This window comes from Rhodococcus sp. 14-1411-2a (assembly GCF_002259485.1).
Taxonomy (GTDB): domain Bacteria; phylum Actinomycetota; class Actinomycetes; order Mycobacteriales; family Mycobacteriaceae; genus Rhodococcoides.
Map to the genome: position 1 here is coordinate 70,050 of NZ_NPGA01000011.1, position 16,480 is coordinate 86,529.

At 64.6% G+C, this 16,480-nt stretch carries 15 protein-coding genes and 1 riboswitch; of the genes, 5 read left to right on the forward strand and 10 right to left on the reverse strand.

The annotated features are described in order from the left end of the window. Positions 1–5 precede the first annotated feature (5 nt). Complete coding sequence (locus CH291_RS08680; RefSeq protein WP_094687223.1) at positions 6–908, forward strand: alpha/beta fold hydrolase; 903 nt, start codon at positions 6–8, stop codon at positions 906–908. Here CH291_RS08680 and CH291_RS08685 read toward each other — a convergent pair whose 3' ends face one another. From CH291_RS08685 to CH291_RS08705, 5 genes are all read right to left on the reverse strand, one after another. Beyond that, positions 909–2,177: an LLM class flavin-dependent oxidoreductase gene (locus CH291_RS08685; RefSeq protein ID WP_094687224.1), complete on the reverse strand. Its 1,269-nt coding sequence runs from the start codon at positions 2,175–2,177 to the stop codon at positions 909–911. Between the two features lies 1 nt (position 2,178). Continuing rightward, the gene (locus CH291_RS08690) at positions 2,179–2,940 is read right to left on the reverse strand and encodes a 3-oxoacyl-ACP reductase (RefSeq protein WP_094687225.1); all 762 of its coding nucleotides are present in this window, start codon (positions 2,938–2,940) and stop codon (positions 2,179–2,181) included. A gap of 49 nt (positions 2,941–2,989) precedes the next feature. Continuing rightward, positions 2,990–3,082, reverse strand: a riboswitch (TPP riboswitch). Positions 3,083–3,156: 74 nt separating this feature from the next. Further along, positions 3,157–4,452, reverse strand: coding sequence for an alpha-amylase family glycosyl hydrolase (locus CH291_RS08695; protein WP_094687226.1), 1,296 nt, complete (start codon positions 4,450–4,452; stop codon positions 3,157–3,159). Next, positions 4,452–5,630 carry an alpha-hydroxy-acid oxidizing protein gene (locus CH291_RS08700; RefSeq protein ID WP_094640522.1) on the reverse strand — a complete coding sequence of 393 codons (1,179 nt, stop codon included), beginning with the start codon at positions 5,628–5,630 and terminating at the stop codon, positions 4,452–4,454. The genes CH291_RS08695 and CH291_RS08700 overlap by 1 nt, the downstream gene beginning before the upstream one ends. A 9-nt stretch (positions 5,631–5,639) precedes the next feature. Next, positions 5,640–6,353 (reverse strand): type 1 glutamine amidotransferase, encoded by a 714-nt coding sequence (locus CH291_RS08705; protein WP_068048557.1) that lies wholly within the window; start codon positions 6,351–6,353, stop codon positions 5,640–5,642. Positions 6,354–6,401: 48 nt separating this feature from the next. On the opposite strand from CH291_RS08705, the gene CH291_RS08710 reads away from it, so the two are divergent. The 3 genes from CH291_RS08710 (at position 6,402) to CH291_RS08725 (ending at position 9,775) form a co-directional block, all read left to right on the forward strand. After that, the gene (locus CH291_RS08710; RefSeq protein WP_256980776.1) at positions 6,402–8,351 is read left to right on the forward strand and encodes a helicase-related protein; all 1,950 of its coding nucleotides are present in this window, start codon (positions 6,402–6,404) and stop codon (positions 8,349–8,351) included. A 93-nt stretch (positions 8,352–8,444) separates the two neighbouring features. Beyond that, positions 8,445–8,600, forward strand: a complete 156-nt coding sequence (locus tag CH291_RS26745) for a DUF6131 family protein (RefSeq protein WP_094611554.1) — start codon at positions 8,445–8,447, stop codon at positions 8,598–8,600. Positions 8,601–9,022: 422 nt separating this feature from the next. Next, positions 9,023–9,775: a GTP pyrophosphokinase gene (locus CH291_RS08725; protein WP_068282717.1), complete on the forward strand. Its 753-nt coding sequence runs from the start codon at positions 9,023–9,025 to the stop codon at positions 9,773–9,775. Between the two features lie 65 nt (positions 9,776–9,840). Here the strand turns inward: CH291_RS08725 and CH291_RS08730 are convergent, their stop codons facing one another. Then, positions 9,841–11,424, reverse strand: coding sequence for an MFS transporter (locus CH291_RS08730; RefSeq protein ID WP_094640520.1), 1,584 nt, complete (start codon positions 11,422–11,424; stop codon positions 9,841–9,843). 119 nt (positions 11,425–11,543) lie between these two features. Between CH291_RS08730 and CH291_RS08735 the strand changes: the two genes are divergently transcribed. Next, positions 11,544–12,110 (forward strand): TetR family transcriptional regulator, encoded by a 567-nt coding sequence (locus CH291_RS08735; protein ID WP_094648551.1) that lies wholly within the window; start codon positions 11,544–11,546, stop codon positions 12,108–12,110. Positions 12,111–12,291: 181 nt separating this feature from the next. Here the strand turns inward: CH291_RS08735 and CH291_RS08740 are convergent, their stop codons facing one another. The 4 genes from CH291_RS08740 to CH291_RS08755 all read right to left on the reverse strand — a co-directional run bounded on the left by CH291_RS08740 (position 12,292) and on the right by CH291_RS08755 (position 16,480). Continuing rightward, positions 12,292–13,272, reverse strand: coding sequence for an NAD-dependent epimerase/dehydratase family protein (locus CH291_RS08740; protein WP_094669911.1), 981 nt, complete (start codon positions 13,270–13,272; stop codon positions 12,292–12,294). 81 nt (positions 13,273–13,353) lie between these two features. Continuing rightward, positions 13,354–14,673 (reverse strand): MFS transporter, encoded by a 1,320-nt coding sequence (locus CH291_RS08745; protein ID WP_094687228.1) that lies wholly within the window; start codon positions 14,671–14,673, stop codon positions 13,354–13,356. Beyond that, the gene (locus tag CH291_RS08750; protein WP_094687229.1) at positions 14,670–15,218 is read right to left on the reverse strand and encodes a 3-isopropylmalate dehydratase; all 549 of its coding nucleotides are present in this window, start codon (positions 15,216–15,218) and stop codon (positions 14,670–14,672) included. The genes CH291_RS08745 and CH291_RS08750 overlap by 4 nt, the downstream gene beginning before the upstream one ends. Continuing rightward, positions 15,215–16,480, reverse strand: coding sequence for a 3-isopropylmalate dehydratase large subunit (locus tag CH291_RS08755; RefSeq protein ID WP_373455120.1), 1,266 nt, complete (start codon positions 16,478–16,480; stop codon positions 15,215–15,217). The genes CH291_RS08750 and CH291_RS08755 overlap by 4 nt, the downstream gene beginning before the upstream one ends.

Below are 16,480 nucleotides of genomic sequence, written 5' to 3' on the forward strand. Positions count from 1 at the left end.
AATAGTTGAGCAGCAATGCGGTTCGTACGACGGTCGTCAACGAGGGCATCCGCCTGGCGGTGTTCGAGAGCGGCAATCCCGACGGCGATCCCATCGTCCTCGTGCACGGCTGGCCCGATACTCATGAGCTGTGGAGCCACATCGTGCCGCAGCTGGAGGACCGCTTCCGGGTGATCAGCTACGACTCCCGCGGCGCAGGCGAGAGCTCGGTCCCCGCCGAGCAGTCGGCGTACAAGCTGGCCCGGCTCGCCTCGGATTTCTATGCCGTCGCCGATGCCGTCAGCCCCGACGCCCCGGTTCATGTGCTCGCCCACGACTGGGGTGCCGTCGAGGTATGGGAGGCCGCAGCCCAGCCCCAGGCGAAGGACCGAATTCGTTCGTACACATCGATTTCCGGGCCGAACCTCGATCACCTCGGCAAGTGGTCGCAGTCCCGCCTGCGCAAACCTACCCTCACCGGCATCAAGCAGGTGCTCGCCCAGGTACGCGCGTCGTGGTACACCGTCACCTTCCACATCCCCGGCCTGTCCACGCTGCGCATCAAGCGGCAGTTCGCCAAGGGGTGGCCGGCGTTCCTCCAGGAGTTCTCGGGCGTCGACCCCAAGCTCGTCACCCAGAACCCCACACTGTGGTCGGATGCCACCAACGGCACCAAACTCTACCGGGCCAACATCATTCCGCTCCTCGGCAATCCACGCGAGCGGTACATCGACATCCCCGTGCACCTCATCGTCAACACCGAGGACGTCGCAGTGCGTCCGTACCACTACGACGACACCGGCAAGTGGGTGAAGAACCTCACGCGCAACGACATTCCGGCGGGACACTGGTCGCCGATCTCCCATGCCGACGACATCGCGAGACTGACGAGGGAATTCATCGACTCTTTGGACCGACGCCAGCCCTGATCACCCCGCCAGGTGCCCGCGCAGCGTCGACGCGGTGTAGTCGGCGCGAAAGGCCCCGCGCCGCTGCAGGATCGGAACCACCTGATCGACGAAGTCCTCCAATGAGTCCGGGTAGCGCGGACACATCAGATTGAATCCGTCGGCTCCGCGGCCGATCCACGACTGCATCTCGTCTGCAATCGATTCCGGTGTGCCGATCATCGTGGCGTGGCCTCCGCCGGCCGCGAGGGTACCGAGCAATTCCCGCACGGTGGGAGCGTCCTTCTCGACGATCCGCAGGATTGTCTCGTAGCGGCCCTGCGGTCCGGTGAACTCCGATGCCGGCGGCAGGTTCGGTACCGGAGCATCGAGTTCCCAAGCAGCGCAGTCCTGCCCGGTGAACGTCGACAGCATCGCCAACGACTGCTCGGTGGGGAGCAGCCGATCCAGTTCCGCTTTCTTTCGGCGGGCTTCTTCCATGGTCGAGCCGATATAGGTCACCAGACCCGGCATGATCCCCACCGCCGCGCTGTCGCGACCCGCATGGCGGATTCGCGTCTTCACGTCCCCGTAATAGCTTTGCGCTGCAACGAGATCGTAGGCGACGGCGTAGATTGCCTCGGCGTATTTCGCCGCCAGTTGGCGACCCGGCCCCGACGCCCCGGCTTGGAACAGCACCGGCCTGCCCTGCGGCGACCGCGGTACCGTCAACGGGCCGTCGACCCGAAAATGTTTGCCGTCGTGGTCGATCAAGTGGACCTTGGCCGGGTCCGCATACTGTCCGCTTCGATCGAGCGTCAATGCGTCGGCATCCCACGAATCCCACAGCGCCAGAGCCGTATCGACGAACTCTTCGGCGCGCGCGTAGCGCTCCTCACGAGCGGGGATGACGTCCATTCCGTGATTGCGGGCCTCGGCGTCGAACATGGAGGTGACGACGTTCCAGCCTGCCCGGCCGCCGCTGATGTGATCGAGCGACGCCAGCATGCGTGCAGCATGGAACGGGGTGTAGAACGTCGACGACACCGTGGTGACCAGACCGATGTGCGTGGTCGCCCTGGCCATGGCCGACAGCGCGGTGATCGGCTCGAGGAACCAGGTGCCTGCCCCGGCGGGGTCACGCACCGAATGACCGTCGGCGAAGAACACCGCATCGAACTTTCCCCGTTCGGCGAGCTGCGCGAGTTCCTCGTAGTAGGAGATGTCGCCGAGATCCTCCACTCGCGAACCGGGATGCCGCCACGCGGCGCTGTGGTGGCCGCAACCGTAGAGAAATGCGTTGAGGTGCATGTCAGTTCTTGACCAAGCCGCCGTCGACGACGAGATTCTGGCCGGTCACCGAACGCGCCCACGGCGAAGCGAAGAACAGCAGGGCATCGGCGAACTCCTCGGGCGTGGTGACGCGTTGCAGCGGAGTGGAGGCGGCGATGAAGTCGAACACCTCGACCGGGGTAGCGGCACTGGCGTCGGTGGTGCGCAGCAGTCCGCCCGAGACCATGTTGACGGTGATGTTGTCTGCACCGAGGTCCGCGGACAGAGTGCGGGTCAGCGAAAGCAGTGCGGCCTTGGAGGCGGTGTAGTCGTGGTACGGGACCACCGGATTCTGGAACAAATTGGTGCCCACGTTGATGATTCGTCCGAACCCCGCCTCGCGCATGCCCGGCAGTGCCGCCTGGGTGGTGAGCAACGCCGCGCGGACGCTGCCACGCAATTGAGCGTCGAAGCGTTCCCAGGTGATGGTGTCGGCCTTGGGCCGGGCATCGCCGTCGAAGGAGAAATCGGCCAGCGCATTGTTGACGACGGTGGTGATCGGAGTGCCGAAATACTCACGCGCAGTATCGAACAGCGCGGCCACCGCGGAGTCGTCGGTGACATCACCCTGGACCGCGATCGCGTTCTCACCGAGTCGGTTCGCCAGCGCTTCGGCGTCCTCTTTGCTGTTGCGGTAGTCGATCACCACTCGGGCACCCTGGCCGGCGAACGCCGCGGCGATCGCTGCTCCCAGTCCGCGTCCACCGCCGGTGACCAACACTGTCTGCTCGTCGAATTTCATGCGCCTCGCCTCTCGTTCGAGGTCGGGACCGTCACGAGGGGACAGGAATACCGCAACGCCACGACATTCCCTTCGCTGGTCCTAACCAGATCAGGTTCGACGGGTGTGTTCTCAGCCCTGACGGGCACCCCGTGTCGCGGTCGACTGTACCTGTAGCGGTTTCTCGCCGTGTCTTGTTTTCACGCTAGAGAGACGAATGGAACCGAATGCACGCGTTCAGCCGATCACGGCCCAGCCGTGCGGCGGGACGCTCACCCGCCCGTCGTGCAGATCCGCTTCGCCTGCGAGCACCTCGTCGCCTTGAACCGGGTAGTCGATGGCGTCGTCACCGAGGTTGAGCGCGACCGTCAGCGATTCGGCGTCGGCGTGCGCGCGATAGAGCAGTGCGGTGTTGGTGAGTTCGAGCGTCTCGGTGCGCGCGGAGTACAGCCACGGATTGCGACGCCGAAGTGCGATCAGCTCCTGATGCACTCGGTACACCGGCCAACCGTACGGAGCGAGATTCTCGGACGTGTCGGGGTACTCCGGACGCACCTCGTCGTCACCGCCGACCCGATCCTCCTTGATGCCTCGAAACGCCTGCTCGTCGCCGTAGTAGATCATCGGCATACCGCCCACGGTGAACAGAACCACCAACGCGTGCAGCAGATGTCGCTCGTCCTCGATGACGCTGGCGATGCGGTTGACGTCGTGATTTCCGACGAACGTGGCGGGCACGAAGGCGTCGAGCCAGCCGTTGTGACGCTCGAGCGCATGGGAGAGCTCGAAGAAGTTGAGCTCGCTCAGGCCGCTCCAGACGGCCTTCCACAGCTCGTACTGAGTGACCGAGTCCAGTGTGGAGGCCGAGACGATTCGGTCGTAGTCGCCGTGGATGACCTCGCCGAGAAAGTATGCGTCCGGGTGCTTTTCCCGAACCTTCGGCAGCACCGCGGCCCAGAAGCGTGGCGATACCGCATAGGCCGCGTCGAGCCGCCAGCCGTCGACGCCACGTTCGAGCCAGTGCGAGAGCACGTCCACGACGTACTGCTGCACATCCGGGCTCTCGTGATTGAGTGCGACCAGTTCGTCGTGGCCCTCGAAGTTGCGATGCGTCGGCTTTTCACCGGACCAATCGAGGTGGAACCACCCCGCGGCCTCGGAGTCCGCACCCTCGGTCAGCGCTTCCTGAAACTTCGGAAAGCTCTGCGCCACATGGTTGAAGACGCCGTCGAACATGATCTTCAGGCCGCGGGAGTGCGCCGCGGCGATCAGGGAGTTGACATCTTCGTCGGTGCCGAGCCGGCCGTCGATGTGGAAGTAGTCGACAGTGTCGTAGCCGTGCTTCTCGGACTCGAAGATCGGACCGAGGGCGATGCCCGACGCACCGAGTTCGAGCGCGTAGTCGAGCCAGTTCTCGATCCTGTTCAGCCGGTGCAGATCCGCCTGGGATTCACCGTCCCAGCCGTGCACCGGCGCTCCGGTGAAGCCGAGCGGGTACAGGTGCCACCAGATGGCGTGCTTCGTCCACTCCATCAGGACTCCATGATCGAGTCGCGGCCCAGCTCGCCCGCACCGGTATGACCGGACAGGCTCGTCACCAGGTCGAATTCGGCCAGCAGACAACGCAATACGTGCGTGACGCCCTCTTGACCACCGAGCGCCAGGCCGTAGAGGAACGGGCGGCCGAGCAGCACCGCATCGGCTCCGAGAGCAAGAGCCTTGGCCATGTCGGCTCCGGTGCGTACTCCGGAGTCGAACAGGACTGTCAATTCCTCGCCCACCGCCTCGACGATGGACGGCAACGCGTCGAGTGACGCTCTGGCCCCGTCGATCTGACGGCCGCCGTGGTTGGAGACGACGATGCCGTCGACTCCGTGCGCGGCCGCCTCCCGGGCGTCGCCAACGGTGCAGATTCCCTTGAGCACGATCGGCCCACTCCAGTGCTCTCGGAGGAACGCCAGGTTCTTCCACGACAGACCGGGGTTGGGGAACATCTGCGCCCAATGCATCGCGGCGGCAACGGGATTCTCCTCGACCGACTGTCCTAGTCCGGCCTGGAACGCCGGATCGCTCAGGTAGTTCTCGATGCCGAGGTTGGCCAGGAACGGCAGGTAGCCGCGGTCCAGATCGGCAGGCCGCCAGCCCAGCAGCGTCGTGTCGAGCGTCAGTACCAGCGCGCTGAATCCGGAATCCTTCGCGCGCTGCAGGAAGCTCAGCAACACCGACTCGTCCGTCGGCCAGTAGAGCTGATACCAGCGCGGAGCGTCGCCACCCGCCTCGGCGATCTGCTCGAACGAGTGCGAGGCCTGGGTCGAATGTATGTACGGCACACCGAGTTCCGCGGCGGCGCGGACGGTGGCGAGTTCCCCCTCGGGGTGCGCGAGAGTCTGAATGCCCACGGGAGCGATCATGAGCGGTGCAGGCATATCGGTGCCGAGCACGGTGCACGCGTGATCGCGGGCAGCCGAGCTGCGCAGCATCCGCGGCGTGATGGCCCAACGGTCGAAGGCAGCCCGGTTCGCCCGAGCCGTCGAGCCACTGCCCGCGCTGGCGACGATGTAACCGAGGGCCTCGGGCGAGAGCGTCTCGGCAGCCTGGTCCTCCAACCTCGCCAGATTGGTGGTGATCGACGGTGTCTGCTGCGCGAACATCCCGGCGGCGTAGATGCCGAGTTGGTGATCGCTGAAGTTGCTGGGCCTGGCCTCGGTCATCGTTCGACCCTACCGGGGCACCGCCGAGGATCGGGCGAGAAATGCGTCGAGCAGAGCCGAGCAACGCACCCGAGCTGCAGGTTCGGCGTCGGCGATGGCTCGGCGGATCTCGTGCACATCCACCGCATGTTCGACGCCGTCGCGGTCCCACGCCGCGGCCCACGCGTCGTAGGTGTCGAGGTCGATCTCGGGGTGGAACTGCAATCCGAGGTGCGGCCCGAGTACGAAGGCCTGCTGCGCGGCTTCGTTGCGGGCGATCACTGTGGCCTGCGGGGGAGCGGTGAATGTGTCGCCGTGGAACTCCATCCACGGTCCGGGGGCGATGAGCTCGGGCTCGGACGTCTCGACGTCGACGAATCCGTACTCGGGATGCTCGGATTTGCGAACGGTGCCGCCGAGTACCCGAGCGAGCAACTGTCCGCCGAAGCAGACACCCAGGATCGGGACTCCTGTGTCGATCGCCTCCCGGACGTACGCGATCTCCGGCGCGAGCCAGGCCAGCGTGTCGTCGTACGCGGCGTCGGGCGAGCCCATGACGACCAGCACCTGTGCGCCGAACAGTGGCGGCGGCGCGAGGTCGGGGCTGTGGTCGAAGGAGTGCACGTCCAACTGGAAACCCCTGGTGCGTAACTCGGCGTCGAGAGTACCGATGTCGCGTCGCGCGAGAGCCGGGTCCTGATCGTGGACGAGCACTACGGCGCGCGGGTCGTTCGTGTGTGTCACAGGGCTCCTTTACGGTGTTCGTGCACACCGTACGACAGACTGGATCCGATGCCACCTCGTAGACGCACAGCCCGATCCACCACTGCCCGCACCGTCAAGGCCGGGCAGAGCAGTGCTGCGCGAAAGTTCGCGGCCGCCGAGAACGGTGAGCCTGCACCGAAAAAAGCTGCCCCGAAGAAGGCCGCGCCACGCAAGCGCGCAGCGCCGCGCAAGACGTCGCCTCGCAAGACTGCTGCCCCCGATCTGCGGGTGCCCGATCCCGGTGAGCGCGTCTGGGTGCTGGACGTGCCGTTCGAGGATCGGTCGGCGGCGGGCGCTGCCGGGGCGCGCTGGTATCCCGGACCGCGGGTGTTCGCGTACTACGGCACCGAGTTGCCCGAGTATCTGCAGCCGTACGAGTCGATGCCGTACAGCCTGCAACGGTGGCTCGAGGACGATGCCAACGAGAACTGGCGAGACGAGGTGGTGCGGGAGCGCGCGATGCAGCCGCGTGAGACCCAACTCGAATCCGTTCGACGCCATCTCGCCGCCCTCGACGCGGGATTCCCGTACTTCGCGCAGATGGATTCGACGGGTCTGGGCAAGACGTTGGCGGTGTGCGAGGCCGTTCGGCAGATGTCGGCGGCCGAGATCGGCACGGTGCTGGTGGTCGCACCCAAGGGCGCGCTGCCGGGATGGCGGCGCACCATTGCAGACAGCGAGGCCGATATCGAGCCCTCCGAGCGCAAGCGCTGGCTGCTGATCACGTACCAGTCGACGAAGAAGCTCCTGTCCGTTCCGCCCGAGACCGACCTGGGCAAACGTAAACGGACACAGAACAAGCGGACCATCTCGCTCGGCGAGCTTCGATTCGACATCGACGTGGTGATCGCCGACGAATCGCATGCGCTGATGAACATCGAATCGCAGCAGTCGCAGATCCTCTGGCGATATCAGCAGGCAGCGCGCTCGGTGGTGTGGATGTCTGCCACGCCCGGTTATCAGCCCCTGCACTTCGCGTACATGGCTCGTGCGGTCGAGCGCAGCCGTGGGGTCGAGATCCTCGGCGACGAGGAGTATCTCGGCTACGCGGTGACGATGAAGTGGGCCGAGTTCCTCATCGAGTCGGGGTTCGCCGTCAAGGCAGGCAAGGCGACGACGGGATTGACGACGTGGCGGTGGGAGCCCGAGGACGCGGCCCGACGCGCCCGCGATATTGCGTCCGTACATGGGTGGCTGTCGGGAGGTGCTGTGCCGTGGTCGATTTCGCGTCCCTCGCCACCGACCCCACGCGAGCCGCTCGGCCAGGAACTCACCGCCGCGCAGAAGCGGCTGTACAACTCGGCGTGGGTGGACTACCGCAAGGAAGTCGGGCTACCGATCTGGAAGGCCGTCGGCGGCAAGCGCGTGCTGCAGAAGAACCCGAGCACCCGCGCCGCGACCCTGCGATTCCGCCAGAAGTGTTCGTACCTACGCATTCCCGCGTCCGCCGACCAGGTACGCACCTGGGTCAAGGCCGGCAACCAGGTGTTCGTCTCGATGTTCTACCGCGAGTCGGTCGCGGCGTTGGCGCAGACGCTTCGGGACGAGGGCCTCGAGGTCGCGGTCGTCGACGGGAGTATGAGCAGCCCGGATCAGGAGGCGTCGATCAGACGCTTTCAAACCGGTGACGCGTCGGTCATCGTCTCGACCACCACCAGTGCGATCAATTTGCACACCAACGAATTACTGCTCCCGGAGGGCACGGTCTCCACCCTCGCACCACGCGTGACGCTGATTCACGATCCACGGTGGACGCCCATCGACATTCGGCAGATCGAGGGCAGGGCCAACCGAATAGACAAGGACCACAACCACACGACGTCGACATGCTATTACGGCTACGCCGAGGGCACGGTCGAAGAAGAGATGGTGCTCACCGGTATCGAACGTATCGCTGACCTGGGATCGATCGTCGGGCAGGCGGATCTCATCGACCCCGAGGCGTTTCTCGCTGCGAAAGTGGACGCCGGAAAATAGCGACAATTGTGAGCGATCGTCCACGCGCCCGAGTAGGTTCGGTCCCATCGGCAATTCGTCGATAGCGGGCTCACAGTGGCACCAGGAGTAGTCATGATCGTTCTCGGAATCATCCTCGCCCTCATCGGCTATTTCGCCGGTATCTCGATCTTGACGACCATCGGCATCATTCTCGTGGTCGTCGGCGCGGTTCTGACGTTGCTCGGTTCGATGGGGCGCGCAGTCGGTGGCCGCAAGACGTGGTTTTGACCTACGAGTTAGAACACACGTTCGATTTCTGTTAGTCTGAGCGGGCCCCCGAAGTTGGCGATGCGGCCAGCGGAGCCACTTCGGGCGGTCCATATCGGACGGTAGACAGTGTCGAAGGCGGTTGCGCGCGATGGCATCCGACGAGCGCGACACCGACCCGATTGCCGGATCGCTCTATCGCGTCGGCGATCGGTGGGCGGAACGAGCGCCTTCTCGCTGCACCAACGGCCATCCACTCGTCGCCGGTTCGGTGTTGGTGGGTTCACGTGCCTGTTCGTGCGACCGAGGACATCACCGCACCCATCAGTGCGAACGCTGTGGCGTCGTGCTGTTCACACCGGAGCTACGCAACTCGTGCAGTGACGCCAGCTTCGATTCCCGCGCTGCGCGAACACAGTCGCCCGTCGTGGACAATCAATGGCATGAACAACAGTGAGCCCGTCGTCGATCTGGGTCAACTGAGACAAGATTTCACGCGATTCATGATGAGCTACAAGTTCGGGATCGACGAGCTGATCACGAAGATCAACATCTTGAAGCAGGAATTCACCCACATTCACCGGTACAGCCCCATCGAGCACGTCTCGTCGAGGTTGAAGACTCCGGAGAGCATTTTCGAGAAGGCGCAGCGGAAGAAGTGCGCCCTGACGCTCGATGCGATTCGCGAGAACATCTTCGACGTCGCCGGAGTGCGCATCACCTGCAGCTTCATCTCCGACACCTATCGCATCGCCGACATGCTCAGCAGTCAGAGCGACGTGCGCGTCGTCGAGATCAAGGACTACATCGCGAACCCGAAAGCCAACGGCTACAAGAGCTTGCATCTGATCGTCGAGATTCCGGTGTTCATGTCCGATCGCGTCCAGCCGGTCCTCGTCGAACTGCAGATCAGAACCATCGCAATGGATTTCTGGGCGAGCCTCGAGCACAAGATCTTCTACAAGTATCGCGGGCAGATTCCGGAGACCCTGTTGGCGGAGCTGACCGAGGCGGCCGAGAGCGCCAACAAGCTCGACGAGAAGATGGAAAGCCTGCACGACGAGGTGGTCGAGCTGGGCGGCGAGGCGGAGAACTCCATCGCTCTCGGCGCGCTGCCTCCCATGGCTCTGCCTCCCGAGTTGCTGCACATGCTGCTCACGGCGCAGGCCGAGGCGATCGACCCCGATCGGGCTTGACGGCCACCACAACGAAAAACCCCGCTGCTCGACGGCCGAGCAGCGGGGTTCTCTTCTCGTATGCGCTAGCCGATGTGGACCGGAGTGTCCCCGACGGGCAGGTCGTCCTTCTTGGCACGGACCAGCACCAGCACGACCGGGCACACCAACGCGACCAGGATCGCGGCGGTTCCGAAGGCCCACGCGTAGCCCGACACCTCGGCTGCGAAAGCGTGATCGATGGTGGCGAGCACGAAGTTGCGGATCGGTTCCGGTAGCGCGGCCAGCATCTCGTCGCTGGGGATTTCCTGGCCGGCAAGAGCCTCCGCAGGAACTCCTGCGGGCGGCGTCGGTGCCGGGTTCTCGGCCAGGAACGTCGTCTTGGACGAGGTGTACACCGTGGTGAACACCGCTGCGCCGAGTGCGCCGCCGACCTGAAGCGTGGCGTTGATCAGCGCGGATGCAGCACCCGCATCGTGATCGGGGACGCCGATGAGAGCGACGTTCTGCATCGGCACCATCAGCAGGCCGAGACCGAGCCCGAGCAGTACGACTCCGGGGAGCACGTGCGTCCAGTACGAGGTGTCGACGCCGATCTGCGTGAGCAGCAGCAGGCCGATCGCCGAGACGACAGGGCCGACAGCCATCATCGGCTTGGGACCGATCTTGGGCACGAGCGCCGAGGCGATCGCGGCGGTGATCAGAATTCCGCCGGTCATGGGCAGTGACGCAACACCTGCGATGACCGGGCTCATCTGGAGCACTATCTGGAAGTAGAAGGTCAGATACAACGTGCCACCGAGTAGTGCTGCACCGATGACGGCGGACCCGATGTATGCGGCACCGCGGTCTCGGTCGAGCAGAACGCTCAGGGGGAGCAGCGGGTTGGCGGACTTGGATTCGACCACGACGAACGCGGCGAGCAGCGCGAGGCCGAGAGCGATGAAGGAGATGGTGGGTACCGTCGCCCAGCCGTCCTCGGCTTCGGTGAAGCCGTAGACCAGCGAGGCCAGTCCGAGTGCGACGAGGATCGCTCCGGGCAGGTCGTAGCGGGTGTCGCCGTGTGCCTTGCTCTCCTTGACCAGCGGGACTGCGGCGGCGATGGCAATGATGGCGACGGGGATGTTGACGAGCAGGCACCAGCGCCAGTTCGCGTACTCGGTGAGCACTCCGCCGAGGAGCAGTCCGACGGCTGCGCCGCCACCGGCGATCGCGCCGAACACGCCGAATGCCTTGGCGCGCTCCTTGGTGTCGGTGAACGTGACCGTCAGAATAGCCAGCGCTGCGGGTGCGAGCAGTGCCGCGAAGACGCCCTGACCTGCGCGTGCGATGAACAGCTGCCAGCCCTCCTGGGCGAGTCCGCCGACGGCGGAGGCAACGGCGAAGCCGGCCATGCCGACGATGAACGAGCGCTTGCGGCCCCAGTAGTCCGCGATTCGACCACCGAGCAGCAGCAGCGCGCCGAACGCCAGCGCGTATGCGGTGATCACCCAGGTGCGGCTGGTGTCGCTGATGCCGAGATCGATCTGCGCCTGCGGCAGGGCGATGTTGACGATGGTGCCGTCCAACACGATCGTGAGCTGCGTGATGGCGACGATGCAGAGCACCAACCAGCGGCGTTCGTAATTCGGATTCTCGGCCAGCGCCCCGTGTTCGGAGACCTGCGACATGTTTCTACCCCACTCGTACTCGTTGATTCTCTGGGCACGAAAAATGTCCCGACCGAAAAGGTAAGCGACGATGGACCGACTGTCAAACGAACTAGTTGGTTGGCGGTAGGGTGGCCGCCATGAAGCCTGACGCAAGCGCCACCCGCGCCCGCATCGTCGTCGCTGCCCGCGCAGAATTCTCCGAGCACGGCCTGGCCGGCGCGCGGGTCGACCGCATCGCGGTCTCGGCCAAGGCGAGCAAGGAACGCCTGTACGCATACTTCGGAGACAAGGAAGCACTGTTCCGGGCCGTCGTGGAAGACGGGTTCGCGCGCTTTCTGGAGTCGGTTCCCTTCACCGTCGACGATCTCGGGGGATACGCCGCGCGCGAGTATCTGCACCTCGCCGCGAATCCCCAGGAGCACCGACTGCTGCTGTGGACGCAACTTCAAGGCGGCACGGCGGTCGCCGCTGCCGACGACATTCATGCGGTGATCGCCGAGCGGCGAAACGCCATGGCGGCCGCACAGCAGGCCGGACTGATCTCCGACGCCTTCACCGTCGACGACCTGTTCACCATGATCTTCGGCATCACCTCCGCCTGGATGACCGCGCCCGGCAGCGACTGCGGACCCGTCGACGACGCCGAACACCAGCGTCGGGCGTCGAAAATCGAAGCAGCGGTCCGGCGACTCTGCGCTCCGTAGCATTGTCTATCGATATCTAGCTTCGAGTGAAGAGTTACGAATAGTGGGGTAGCGGGCCGATTTTCCCGCAGACGCGCGCGCGTTCGCCATACGCGCGCGAATTCGACACCGATCCGTTGACGATTCCGAACGCGTCTGACAATTCCGCGCGCATCTGTTCCCTACGCGTACCCAGCCCAACTCACGTGAGCCCGCGGGCCGCCAGAATTGCCGCTTCACGGTCTGCCGAGAGCCCGACCGGTGGTCGCTCACTCCTCATCGGCGATCGACCTTTCAGCGATTGCAGCCACGTCCACGTGTCCGCGACGGTCTCCTGAATCGGTCGCGTCCGAAGCCCCGCGGCGAATGCCTTCGATACGTCGGATGCATGCAGCGAATCATGATCCGCGCCCGGCGGAATCCAGATCGGGAGCTCCGTCCACGGCTGCACACCTGCAGTGCGAAGCACGTCCGGCTCCACCCAGCACAAGCGTGCGTCGGACCGGGTGGCGGCGATGCAGCACTGCAGAAGCTCGCCGATCGTGGCGTGACCCGGCCGACTCACCACGTCGAATGCCCCGCCGAGACCCCGGGCGGCAGCGTCCAGACTCCAAGCGACCAGATCACGGGCATCGATGTACTGCAGTGCCAGATCGACCGGACCGGGCGCAAGCACATCCCCGGCGGGCTCGATTCTGTTCAGCCACCAGGGAAGTCGACCGATATTTTCGTAGGGTCCCAGGATCAGACCGGCACGAACCAGCAACGCATCAGTTCCGAAGCCGGCGACTACGGCCTGCTCGCCGCCGAGCTTGCATCGCGCATAGTCCTCGCCAGACCCCTGCACCGTCGGCCAGGCCTCGGTAGCTCCCGCTTGCGGGGCGTCGTACACCGAACGGCTGGAGACATACACGTAACCACCGACTCGACCGGCGAGCAGCGCCGCCGACTGCGCCACCACGTCCGGCTCCCACGACCAGGTATCGAAGACTATGTCCCAGTTACCTTCTCGGATCTCATTCAGTCCGTCGGGCGAGCGCCTGTCTCCCCGAAGTTGTGTGACACGAGGATCCGACGCGGTTGTGCCGCGATTGAGTACCGTGACGTCCCACTGCAGATCGAGAGCATGTTCGACGGCAGTTCGCCCCACGAAGTCGCTGCCACCGAGGACCAATAGCTTCATGAATCCAGTGTGCCGGTGAGCAGTCCGTCCGTTCTGCCGAACGCCCGGTTCGGATCTCTGCTGACAGCAGAGCGGCTCGGGCTACACAGGAAGCTTGCTGAGTCCCGTCTCCTTGATGGTCAGTACCGTCGCTACACCGATGACGCACACGCCCATGACCCAGTACGCCGGTGACATGGCATTGCCGGTCGATTCGACCAATTGTGCTGCAACGTAGGGGGCAGTTCCGCCTGCCGCGATCGTTCCGATGTTGAAGCCCAACGACACTCCGGTGTAGCGAACCGCCCGAGGGAAGAGTTCGGTGAACAGCGGGAAAGCCGGGACCTGCACCACACCGTTGAGCACCATGTAGACGAAGTAGACGACGCCGACGACGAGAATGCTCGACGTGGCACCGAGAATCATGAACACCGGCAGCGCAATGATCACGTAGGCCACATAGCCGAACAGCAGCACCGGTTTGCGGCCGAACCTGTCGGTGAGCATCCCACTCAGCGGGAATGTGGCGCAGGCCAATGCAATTGCCACAGCAGACGTCCAGTACACCGAATCTTTCGAGAAGCCGAGGTCGTTGATCAGATACACGCTGAAGTAGGTCAGTCCGATGTACCCGGATCCGTTCATGGCGATCGCAATGCCGACGACGCGGAGCACAGACCACGGTTGCTTCTTCACCACGTCGCTCAACGGGCTCTTGGCGACCTCGTTCTTGGCTGCCATTTCCTCGAACTCAGGGCTGTCCTCGAGCTTGAGCCGCACACGGAGGCATACGAAGGCCAGGGGCAGTGCCAGCAGGAACGGGATGCGCCATCCCCACGACGACATTTGTTCGTCGGTCGTGATCAGAGCCACGAGCCCGACGACGGCTGCGGCGACCGCGAAGCCGAGAGTCGATCCCACCGGCGTGAAGGACCCGAAGAATCCTCGACGGTTCGGCGGTGCCGACTCGGCGATGTAGGTTGCGGCACCGCCGATCTCACCACCTGCCGAGAATCCCTGGGCGAGCCTGATGATGACCAGCAGAACGGGGGCCAGCACCCCGACACTCGAGTGCGTCGGCAGCAGTCCGAGAATGCCGCAGGCAACACCCATGCACACCACGGTGATGACGAGGGCGTGCCGACGACCCTTGCGGTCTCCGAGCCGACCGAAGAAGATTCCGCCGAGCGGACGGGCGACATAGGCGACGCCGAACACGGCCAGGGTCGCGAGAATCGACACGCCTGGGCTGGTGGATGGGAAGAACAGCGGTGCGATGATGACGGCGAGGAAGCCGTAGACCGCGAAGTCGTAGTACTCGATGAGCGTACCGACACCTCCGGCCAGCGCAGCTCGACGCGCGGTCGTGGTGTCCGCCTTGGGCGGTGCAACTCCTGCGCGGGAGTGTTCGGTGTTCGTCATCGCGCTGATCCTTCTGTGAGTGGTTGCTTGCTTCGGTGTTCGGAGAGAAGAAGTTCGTACGAACCGCCCGCTTCGATGACGGCGACGGTTCGGGCATTCGGTGGATGGCCGGTGATCGTGGTGCCGTCCTGCTTCGACACCTCGGCCCGACGCCAGTCGAGTCTGACATCGTCGCCGACGGCCACCGCGTCGGATATCCCGGGAACGGTGATCAGGGGCATACCGTTGAAGGTCTCTCCACGCCAGAATCCAGGCGAGAACGATTCCGCCACAACGGCACTGATGCCCAGGTTGCGCAGCGCGACCATCGGCGGATAGTGCGGATGTCCGTAGCCGAAGTTCCGCCCACCGACGATGACGTCTCCGGGTCGAACTCGATCGACGAATTCCGGGTCGTACGCCGCCATGCAGACCGACCTCAAATGATCGGGGTCGTAGGACTTGATGTTCCCAACGCCCACGACCAGGTCGATATCGAAGTCGTCACCGAATATCCACGCGACCGCACCGTCGATGACGTCGGGCGGGGGCGGGTAGGCGCTCACGACCCCACCTGCGCGATCGTCCCGGCGAGGGCGCTGGCCGCGACGGTGAAGGGCGAACCCATGTAGATGTTGGCGTCGGAGCTACCCATTCGCCCGGAGATGTTGAGCACCCCGGTGGAAATGCAATTCTCGCCGGCCGCGAGGGGCTTCTGGTATCCGAAGCAGAAGTCGCAGCTCGACACCGCGATGTGTGCACCAGCTGACCGCAGGATGTCCAGCAGCCCTTCGCTTTCGGCTTGATCGTGCACCTTCTGGGAGGTCGGTACCACGTTCAACTCGACGCCGGGGGCGACAGTCCGCCCGTCGAGCACCAGTGCAGCAGCGCGCAGGTCCTCGATGCGGCCGCTGGCGCAGGATCCGATGAACGCCTTCGTGATCGGGATTCCGGCCAGATCGGCAGCGGTGTGCGTGTTGGCTGCGCGAGCCGAACCGGGTTGCACCACCTGCGGAACGATGGTCGACAGGTCGATGGTGTGGCAGGCGGCGTAGGCGGCACCCTCGTCGGGGAGCACGGGGGTGAACGCCTGCCGGGCGACGTCATGGGCGTAGGCGAGAGACAGTTCGTCGGGTTCGAAGATCGCCGAGACCGCACCGGTGAACATCGCCATTCCGCACAAACCCTGGCGGTGGTCGATCTTCATCGACCGCGCTCCTGGACCACCGAACTCCATCACCTGGTGGGCACATCCGTCGGCACCGACCAGGTCGATGATCGTGTGAACGAGATCGCGACTGTCGACGCCGGCACCGAACTCACCCACGAGGTCGAACCGTGTGGTGGCCGGGATGTCGACGTACAGCTGTCCCGTCACCCAAGCCTCGATCAGATCGCGCCTGATGCCCCATCCGAGAGCACCGAAGGCACCGATTCCGCTGATGTGCCCGTCGAAGTGGACGAGAAAGTCTCCTGGCGTCGCGAGTCCGAGTTCGGCAGTGAGCTGGTGGCCGATGCCTCGGCCCTCGTGCAGCTCGATGCCGTAGAACTCGCACCAGTCTCGCGTGACCTGATGCACCTCTTGCTCTTTGGCGTTCTTCTTGGTGAGCATGTGGTCGATGAAGACGACGTAACGAGATGGGTCGTCGAGTTCGGTGATGCCGAAGTCCTCGCGCATCTGCCGGAACATCACGTCGGTGTAACCGGGGAAATCGTAGGCAATCATGCGAGCGGGCCGGACGGCGTGATTCTCTCCGGCGTGCACCACATCGGCATCACAGGTTCGGCCGAGGATCTTCTCGACCATCGTCAGTGCGTCGGAGCTCAT